Here is an 8,240-nt window from a genome sequence, read left to right as displayed (position 1 = left end):
GGCCTTCCCGGGAAGGCCGCCCCCATCGCCGTGCCCGGCTGCGGGAAACTCAGAAGAACACCGACCGGCGCTGCACCAGAAGCTTGTACAGCGTGTGCTGGATCTGCTCCCTGACCTGGTCGGTCAGGTTGAACATCAGCATCGGGTCCTCGGCCGCCTCCGGCGGATAGCCGTCCGTGGCGATCGGCTCGCCGAACTGGATCGTCCACTTCGTCGGCAGCGGAACCGCACCCAGCGGGCCGAGCCACGGAAAGGTCGGCGTGAGCGGGAAGTACGGGAATCCCAGCAGCCGCGCCAGGGTCTTGGCGTTGCCGATCATCGGATAGATCTCCTCCGCCCCCACGATCGAGCAGGGGATGATCGGAGTGCCCTGGCGCAGCGCCGTGGAGACGAAGCCGCCCCGGCCGAAACGCTGGAGCTTGTAGCGCTCGCTGAAGGGCTTGCCGATGCCCTTGAAGCCCTCCGGCATCACCCCCACCACCTCGCCCTGGGCGAGCAGCCGTTCGGCGTCCTCGGTGCAGGCCAGGGTGTGGCCGAGCTTGCGCGCCAGCTCGTTGACCACCGGCAGCACGAAGACCAGGTCCGCGGCGAGCAGCCGCAGATGCCGGCCCGCCGGGTGATGGTCGTGCACGGCGACCTGCATCATCAGGCCGTCCAGCGGGAGCGTGCCGGAGTGGTTGGCCACGATCAGGGCGCCGCCCTCGGCCGGGATGTTCTCGATGCCCTTCACTTCGACCCGGAAGTATTTGTCGTACAGCGGCCGGAGCAACGACATCAGGACCTGGTCGGTGAGCTCCTCGTCGTAGCCGAAGTCGTCGATCTCGTAGTCCCCGGTGAGGCGGCGGCGCAGAAACGCCAGCCCGCTCGCCACCCGGCGCTCCAGACCGCTGCCCGCGCCGTCCTGCGGTCCCTGGGAGGGCTGTTCCTCGTGCGTCACAGGAACATCATCCTGTCCGGCCGCGGGGGTCGGCAGGGGCTGGACCTGCTGGACCTCGCGGACCCGGGCGGGTTCACCGCCCTTGCGCCGGTTTCCCGCACCGCGGCGCCGCGACGGCCGCTGCACGGCGCTCCCGCGGGACCGGTCGTCGTCGAACGGAATGACCTTGGCGTCCGCCATCGTTGGTGCGCTCCTCAGTTGGCGCTCGGCGTCTGGGGGTGACCGCCGCCCGCGAGGGGCAGCGCGGCGATCCGGTCGACGGCCCCCGCGAGGGCCTCCGGCGGCAGCAGCCCGGGTCCCTGGCTGCGGGCGAAGTCCGCGAACGTCTCCGCGGTCGTGTACTTCGGCGTGAATCCCAGCGTCTCGCGCATCTGGTCGGTCGACACGACCCGGCCGTGGGTGAGCAGCCGGATCTGCTCGGGCGAGAAGTCCGTCATTCCCAGCGTACGCACCAGGGAGCCCGCCCAGGTGACCGCGGGGAGCAGCAGCGGCACCGTGGGGCGGCCGAGCCGCCGGGAGCACTGGGAGAGCAGCAGGACGCCGTCCCCGGCGATGTTGAACGTCCCGCTGTTGAGGGTGCCGCGGGCCGGCTCGTGCGAGGCGATCCGCAACACCTCGACCACGTCGTCCTCGTGCACGAACTGGAGCCGCGGGTCGTAGCCGAGGACGGTCGGCAGCACGGGCAGCGCGAAGTACGACACGAGCGGCGTGTCCGCGGTCGGGCCGAGGATGTTGGCGAACCGCAGGACACAGACGGCCACATCGGGCCGGCGCCGCGCGAATCCCCGTACGTATCCCTCGACCTCGACCGTGTCCTTGGCGAAGCCGCCGCTGGGCAGCGACTTGGGCGGCATCGTCTCGGTGAACACGGCAGGGTCGCGGGGTGCGGACCCGTAGACGTTCGTACTGGACTTCACCACCAGCCGCTTGACGGTCGGGGACTTCTGGCAGGCGCCGAGCAGCTGCATGGTGCCGATGACGTTGGTCTCCTTGACCGTGGTCCGGCTGCCGCTGCCGAGGGCGGTGGCGGTGACGTCCAGATGGACGACCGTGTCCGCGTTCGTCTCGGCGAGCACCCGCGCTATGGCGGGCTGCCGGATGTCGGCCCGGATGAATTCGGCGCCCCCGAGATGGTGCTCGGGCGGGACGGCGTCCACGGCGATGACCCGGTCCACCTGCGGGTCGCGCTGGATGCGCCGGACGAACCGGCCCCCCAGTTGACGGGCCACCCCGGTCACGAGCACGACCTTGCCCAAGATCAGCGCCTTCCTTCCCGACCTCGCACCCTGCCCGGGTCCATCGCCTGCCCAGGCCTCGTACCCTGCCTGCGTTCCCCGTCTGCGGCCAACTTAGCGGGTCGATATTGCGCTGTGATGACCGCGCGATGCACGAAGCGACGGCGAGTGTCGCAAAACAGTGGTTCCGAACACGGGTTCCGGATAGGACTGTGGCCCCCCACCTATCGCGGTGGGGGGCCACAGTGACACGCTTTCGCGCTGTCGCCTACTTCTTGTTGCGACGCTGAACGCGCGTGCGCTTGAGCAGCTTGCGGTGCTTCTTCTTGGCCATCCGCTTGCGCCGCTTCTTGATAACAGAGCCCACGACTACCCTCGCTCACTTCTCATCACTCGGTGCTGGGCGCCATGGGCCCATACGACCTACGAGGGGCTAGCCTACCCGCCCGAGCGCTGAGGTCGTAATCGAGGTGTTTCCGGGTCTCCCCGGAACAGCCGTCAGGCCGTCTCCACCCCCACATAGCTCTCACGGAGGTACTCGTGAACCGCTTGCTCCGGGACGCGGAAAGACCTCCCCACCCGGATCGCGGGCAGATGACCGCTGTGCACCAACCGGTACACGGTCATCTTCGAAACTCGCATCACCGAGGCGACCTCCGCCACGGTAAGGAACTGAACCTCGTTCAGAGGCCTCTCGCCAGCTGCACCCATGACACCCACCTGAACCTTCCGCACTCGACGGCCACCGGCTTCCCCTTCCGGTGACTCTTCGTCGTTGCGTGCTCACTCCCCAGACTAGGGGCGGGTGATGCGAGTGGGGAAGAGGTGCACCCATCCGCGGCCTACTGTGACAGACACGCTCGATTGAGTACGTAGCGGGTAAGCGGACGGTAGTAATCGGATCGCACGGCGTCATCAAGTGGAACTACCACGGACACGGACCCCTCGGCCTCCCCCACGAAAAGCGCGGGGTCGTCGGTGTCGGCCAGGCCGATGGCCTCGAACCCCAGCTGACCTGCCCCGCAGACCCATCCGTGGTCCCCGATGACCAGCTCCGGCAGGGGCCCGCCGGCGTCGGCCGCCCCGGCCAGAGCGGTACGAACCGGGAGCGGCGAGTGCGTATGTGCGCCCGGCTCACAACCGGGGCGTTCGGCGTCGGGTTCCCTTACGAGCGCGACCCCCTGTACGTAATCAAGGTTGTACGTGCGTAGACCGAACCGGGTCGTTATGTCGACACAGCGACCCTTCGCTGGGACGATGACGGTACATCCTGCCGCCGACAACGCGTCCGCAAGCGCGGCGTAGAAACCGAGCAGACGGTGCGGGTGCCCGGTGCCGAGAAGCACGGGAGCACCGCGCCGGGCGACCGCCGCGAGCCGGTCGGCGAAGGCGTCGAGGGCGGCGAGGGTCCGCTCCGGGTCGATCACATCATGGCCGGAGACACAACCGGGGTCGCTCGAGACCCCGCACTTGTCCGCCATCAGCCCGATCAGATCCCGCTGCGACCAGGACCATTCGGGATCGAGCCCGATCAGCACGCGGGGATCGCGGGCGGCGAACAGCCGATAGCTCCGCAGGCTCTCCTCCCTGGAGGTGGCCACGGGCCCGGCCAGATGCGCGGTCAGCAGATGGGCGCGCAGAGCGCCGATGCTCAACACGTGAGCGATGCTGACGGACCCGCACCACCCCCGCCCACAAAACCCCCGAACACCGCACAGTCGGCCTAACCCCGCCCCCACCCCAAGGGGCACGGGGAACTGCGCGACAAGCCACCACAGACCCGCACATCCCACACCCCCACATCCCCAGGGGCGCGGGGAACTGCGCGACAAGCCACCACGAACCCGCAGGTCACCCGCAACACCAGCCCAAGCACCCAGGGGCGCGGGGAACTGCGCAAACAGCCACCACAGACCCGCAGGCCACCCGCAACACCAGCCCAAGCACCCAGGGGCACGGGGAACTGCGCAAACAGCCACCACAGACCCGCAGGCCACCCGCAACACCAGCCCAAGCACCCAGGGGCACGGGGAACTGCGCAAACAGCCACAACGGACCCGCAGGTCACAACACCCCCAGCGGAGCGGCTACGCCAGCATCCCCCGCAACGGGAACACCGCCCGCCGCGTGGCAAGCACCGCCTGGTCCAGACGGTCGGCCGGGTCGTACCCGGACTCCCAGTCCGCCCAAGCCACCGGCCACCGCCCGTCGGTCATCCGCATCGGCGCCAACTCCCGTGCCCGCGCGAACACTTCCTGCCGCCAGCTCTCCGGAATCACCGTCTCCGGGGCGATCTCCCGCCCCGCCGCGATGCCCACCAGATGCGTCCACGACCGCGGTACGACCTCCACCACGGCGTACCCGCCCCCGCCCAGCGCGACCCAGCGTCCGTCTGCGTACGTGTGCGCCAGCTCGTGACAGGCCGACTGCACGGCCCGCTGCGCGTCCAGCGACACCGCCAGATGCGCGAGCGGGTCCTCGAAGTGCGTGTCGGCCCCGTGCTGGCTCACCAGCACCTGCGGCCCGAAGTCCGCGATCAGCTCGGGCACGACCGCGTGGAACGCCCGCAGCCACCCCGCGTCCCCGGTCCCGGCCGGCAGCGCCACGTTCACCGCCGTGCCCTCGGCAGCGTCCGCACCCGTCTCCTGCGGCCACCCCGTCTGCGGGAACAGCGTCCGGGGGTGCTCGTGCAACGAGATCGTCAGCACCCGCGGGTCCTCCCAGAAGGCCGCCTGCACCCCGTCGCCGTGATGCACGTCGACATCCACGTAAGCGACCCGCTCCGCGCCCAGTTCCAGCAGCCGCGCGATCGCGAGCGCGGCGTCGTTGTAGACGCAGAACCCGGAGGCGGAGCCGGGCATCGCGTGGTGCAGCCCGCCCGCGAAGTTCACCGCGTGCAACGCGTCCCCGCGCCACACCGCCTCCGCCGCCCCCACCGACTGGCCCGCGATCAGCGCCGACACCTCGTGCATCCGGGCGAAGGCGGGATCGTCCACCGTCCCCAGCCCGTACGACTGGTCCGCCGACGCCGGATCCGCCGACGCGGCCTTGACCGCCTCGACGTAGTCCTCCCGGTGGACGAGCCGCAGGGTCGACTCCCCGGCCGGCTTCGCCGCGACCACGTCGATGTCCTTGTCGAGCCCGAAGGCGCCGACCAGGCTCCGGGTCAGGGCGAGCCGGACCGGATCCATCGGATGGTCCGGACCGAAGTCATAGCCCGTTACTGCCTCGTCCCACATCAGCTGTGCGCGGCCGCTCATGCTCGCCACCGTATCGGTCCGGCCGAGCGGCGAACGACCTGGCGTACACCAACGTCAGCAGCACCAACACCATCGGTACGAGCATGGCCCCGCGGTAGCTCCAGGCGTCCCCGAGCGCGCCCACCAGAGGCGAACCGATCAGGAATCCCACGTAGTTGAAGATGTTCAGCCGCGCGATCGCCGCGTCCGACGCCCCCGGGAACAGCCGTCCGGCGGCGGCGAAGGTCTGCGGTACGAGCACACACAGGCCCAGGCCCAGCAAGGTGAACCCGAGCATCCCGACCCACGCCCCGGGCGCCCCGGCCACCACGGCGAACCCGGCCGCCGCGACCAGCGCGCCCAGCCGCACCACCGCCGCGGCCCCGAACCGCCGTACGCCGAAGTCGCCGATCGTCCGCCCGAGCAGCGTCGTCACCATGTACACGTTGTACGGGACGGTCGCCAGCTGCTCCGAGCTCCCCAGGGTGTCCTGGAGGTACTTCGCGCTCCAGTTGGAGACGGTCGAGTCGCCGATGTACGCGAAGGTCATCACCAGACAGAGCGGAAGCAGCAGCTTGAACACCAGACCGCTCCCGGTGCCGCCCTCCGCGCCGCTCTCTCCGTCCACCGGCTCGGAGTCCCCGTCGACGTACCACCGGCTGCCGACCAGCGCGGCCGGCAGCAGCACCGCCACGACCGGCAGATACGACACCCACAGCGCCAGCTGCCAGTGCGCGCCCGCCCACGCCAGCGAGGCGCCCACGATCCCGCCCAGGCTGTACACGGCGTGGAAGCTGAGCATGATGCTGCGCCCGTACGTCCGCTGGAGGCTCACCCCGAGCATGTTCATCGACGCGTCCAGCGCGCCCACCGCCAGCCCGAACGCGGCCAGCGCGACCGCCAGCTCGACCATCCGGTCCCCGGCGCCGACGCCGAGCAGCGCCAGCAGCACCACCGGCTGGGACCAGCGCAGCAGCCGGCTCGGCGGTATTCGCTTCACCAGCTGCTCGGTCGTCACACTGCCGACGCCCGCGAGGACGGGTACGGCGGCGAGGAAGACGGGCAGGAGCGCGTCGGAGACGCCGTACCGGTCCTGGATGGCCGGGATCCGCGTCACGAGCAGGGCGAAGGTGGCGCCCTGGGCGAAGAAACTGAACGCCAACGAGGCCCTACCGCGCCGCAGCACATCTGTCATGGCGGCGAGCGTAGGGCCCCGGGCTACCTGTGGGTAGATCAAGCCAAAGATGAATTTCGCTCAGCTTTAGCTGGCGGCGGCGACCGCCGGGACGGGACCGCGGGTTCCGGCGGTCGCGGCCGGCCCGGAACCGCCGACCACCGCGCCCTCGGACTTGGCTTCGGCGATCACCATGTGCGCCATGGGCCCGGCGGCCAGCGCGCCGCTGATCAGGAACCCGAGGGTCATCGCGACGACGAGGATCACCGAGCCGAGCCAGACCATGGTGTCCACGGGCAGCGTGTACGCGCCCACGACCCGCACGGCGCACTCCGCGAGCAGCACCACACCCCAGACCAGCGAGAAGACCCGCTCGGCCCGCCGGAAGGCCGGCGATCCCGCCTGGAGCCGCGCCCAGGCGGCCTCCCGCGCCGCGTCGCCCTTCACCAGCCAGGGCTTCATGCCGGCGGTCATCATCGGCTTCCCCAGGGCCACGGAGACCAGGATGCCGATGGCGATGACGCTGCTGACGCCGCTGTCCTTGGCGAGCATCAGCCGGGGGTCACCGGCGACGAAACTGAGCAGCAGCGTGACCACGTTGACGCAGAGGATCAGCAGGGCGAAGGCGTTGACCTTGCGCTCCTTGGCGACGCTCCACGCGGTGCGCACGGCCGGCGCGACGCTGCTGAGGCCGAGCGCCATCAGCGTGCTCGTCCCGAACCCGTCCTTGAACAGGTAGTACGACCCGATCGGCACCGCCACGTCCACGAGGAGCGGCGCGAAGTTGGCGGCCTTGCTCTGGCTCTGGCTCTTGCTCTCGGTGTTCGTCGTCATGCCCTCAGCTTCCCGCTCGGGCCCGGTCCGCCAGTAGAAACGATCGTCTGGAGCTCCGCATGACAAATGTCAGCGCGCCGCGCTGCCCCAGGTCACACCAGCAGGTCAGCCAACTGCGCGTGGTCCGAGAAGAGTTGGGTGGCCCCGGCGAGCCGCTCCGCGGGTGTCATGGCGGTGAACCCGTACACGTCCATCCCGGCGGCTACGGCCGCCTGGACCCCGAGGGGGCTGTCCTCGATGACGACGCACCTCTGCGGCGGGACCCCCATCCGTTCGGCGGCGTACAGGAACAGGTCCGGCGCCGGCTTCCCTCGCCCGACGTCCTGGGAGCTGAAGATCCTGTCCTCGTCGAACCAGCGGTCGAGTCCGGTCGTGCGGTGTCCCACCCTGATCCGTTCGTGGCTGCCCGACGAGGCGACGCAGTAGGGCACGGCGTCCGCCGTCAGCTGCGACAGGACGTCCGCGACTCCGGGCACGGGCTTCAACTCCCGCTCGAAGGCGGCAAACACCCGCGCATGGAAGACGTCGTCGAAGTCCGGGGGCAGCTGCCGGCCCGTGCGCTCCTGGACGAGGTCATGGATCCGGTGCATCGCGGATCCCATGTAGTCACGGATGGAGTCCTCGTACGAGGTGGGGTGCCCGAGTTCCGTCAGATAGGCCGCCAGAAGCCGGTTGGAGATCGGCTCGCTGTCGACGAGGACTCCGTCGTTGTCGAAAATAACCAGGTCATAGCGCATAAGGTCGAGCCTAAACGCAGAAAACCCCCGTGCCGAATGGCACGGGGGTTTTCTCAAAATTTGTTCGGCGGCGTCCTACTCTCC

At 69.8% G+C, this 8,240-nt stretch carries 9 protein-coding genes; all 9 read right to left on the bottom strand.

The window, feature by feature from the left end; translation table 11 throughout:
- Window positions 1–49 precede the first annotated feature (49 nt).
- Window positions 50–1,117: a lysophospholipid acyltransferase family protein gene (locus tag ABT085_RS40625; RefSeq protein WP_351620341.1), complete on the bottom strand. Its 1,068-nt coding sequence runs from the start codon at window positions 1,115–1,117 to the stop codon at window positions 50–52.
- A gap of 14 nt (window positions 1,118–1,131) precedes the next feature.
- Window positions 1,132–2,193 carry an NAD-dependent epimerase/dehydratase family protein gene (locus ABT085_RS40620; RefSeq protein WP_351620338.1) on the bottom strand — a complete coding sequence of 354 codons (1,062 nt, stop codon included), beginning with the start codon at window positions 2,191–2,193 and terminating at the stop codon, window positions 1,132–1,134.
- A 247-nt stretch (window positions 2,194–2,440) separates the two neighbouring features.
- Window positions 2,441–2,539 (bottom strand): 30S ribosomal protein bS22, encoded by a 99-nt coding sequence (locus ABT085_RS40615; RefSeq protein WP_003948845.1) that lies wholly within the window; start codon window positions 2,537–2,539, stop codon window positions 2,441–2,443.
- 131 nt (window positions 2,540–2,670) lie between these two features.
- The gene (locus tag ABT085_RS40610; RefSeq protein ID WP_015658719.1) at window positions 2,671–2,883 is read right to left on the bottom strand and encodes a helix-turn-helix domain-containing protein; all 213 of its coding nucleotides are present in this window, start codon (window positions 2,881–2,883) and stop codon (window positions 2,671–2,673) included.
- A gap of 131 nt (window positions 2,884–3,014) precedes the next feature.
- On the bottom strand, window positions 3,015–3,830 hold the full coding sequence (locus tag ABT085_RS40605) for a phosphatase (RefSeq protein ID WP_351620335.1): 816 nt from the start codon (window positions 3,828–3,830) through the stop codon (window positions 3,015–3,017).
- Between the two features lie 429 nt (window positions 3,831–4,259).
- Window positions 4,260–5,432, bottom strand: a complete 1,173-nt coding sequence (locus ABT085_RS40600) for an acetoin utilization protein AcuC (protein WP_351620332.1) — start codon at window positions 5,430–5,432, stop codon at window positions 4,260–4,262.
- Window positions 5,383–6,606: an MFS transporter gene (locus ABT085_RS40595; RefSeq protein ID WP_351620329.1), complete on the bottom strand. Its 1,224-nt coding sequence runs from the start codon at window positions 6,604–6,606 to the stop codon at window positions 5,383–5,385. Before ABT085_RS40595 ends, ABT085_RS40600 begins: the two co-directional genes overlap by 50 nt.
- A gap of 66 nt (window positions 6,607–6,672) precedes the next feature.
- The gene (locus ABT085_RS40590; RefSeq protein ID WP_351620326.1) at window positions 6,673–7,419 is read right to left on the bottom strand and encodes a VC0807 family protein; all 747 of its coding nucleotides are present in this window, start codon (window positions 7,417–7,419) and stop codon (window positions 6,673–6,675) included.
- Window positions 7,420–7,511: 92 nt separating this feature from the next.
- The gene (locus ABT085_RS40585; protein ID WP_351620323.1) at window positions 7,512–8,156 is read right to left on the bottom strand and encodes an HAD family hydrolase; all 645 of its coding nucleotides are present in this window, start codon (window positions 8,154–8,156) and stop codon (window positions 7,512–7,514) included.
- Window positions 8,157–8,240: the final 84 nt, after the last annotated feature.

Origin of the sequence: Streptomyces sp. NPDC002265 (assembly GCF_040296125.1) — a bacterium.
Classification (GTDB): domain Bacteria; phylum Actinomycetota; class Actinomycetes; order Streptomycetales; family Streptomycetaceae; genus Streptomyces.
Note: the sequence above shows the minus strand (reverse complement) of the source record. Positions and strands in the feature narration are given on the sequence as shown.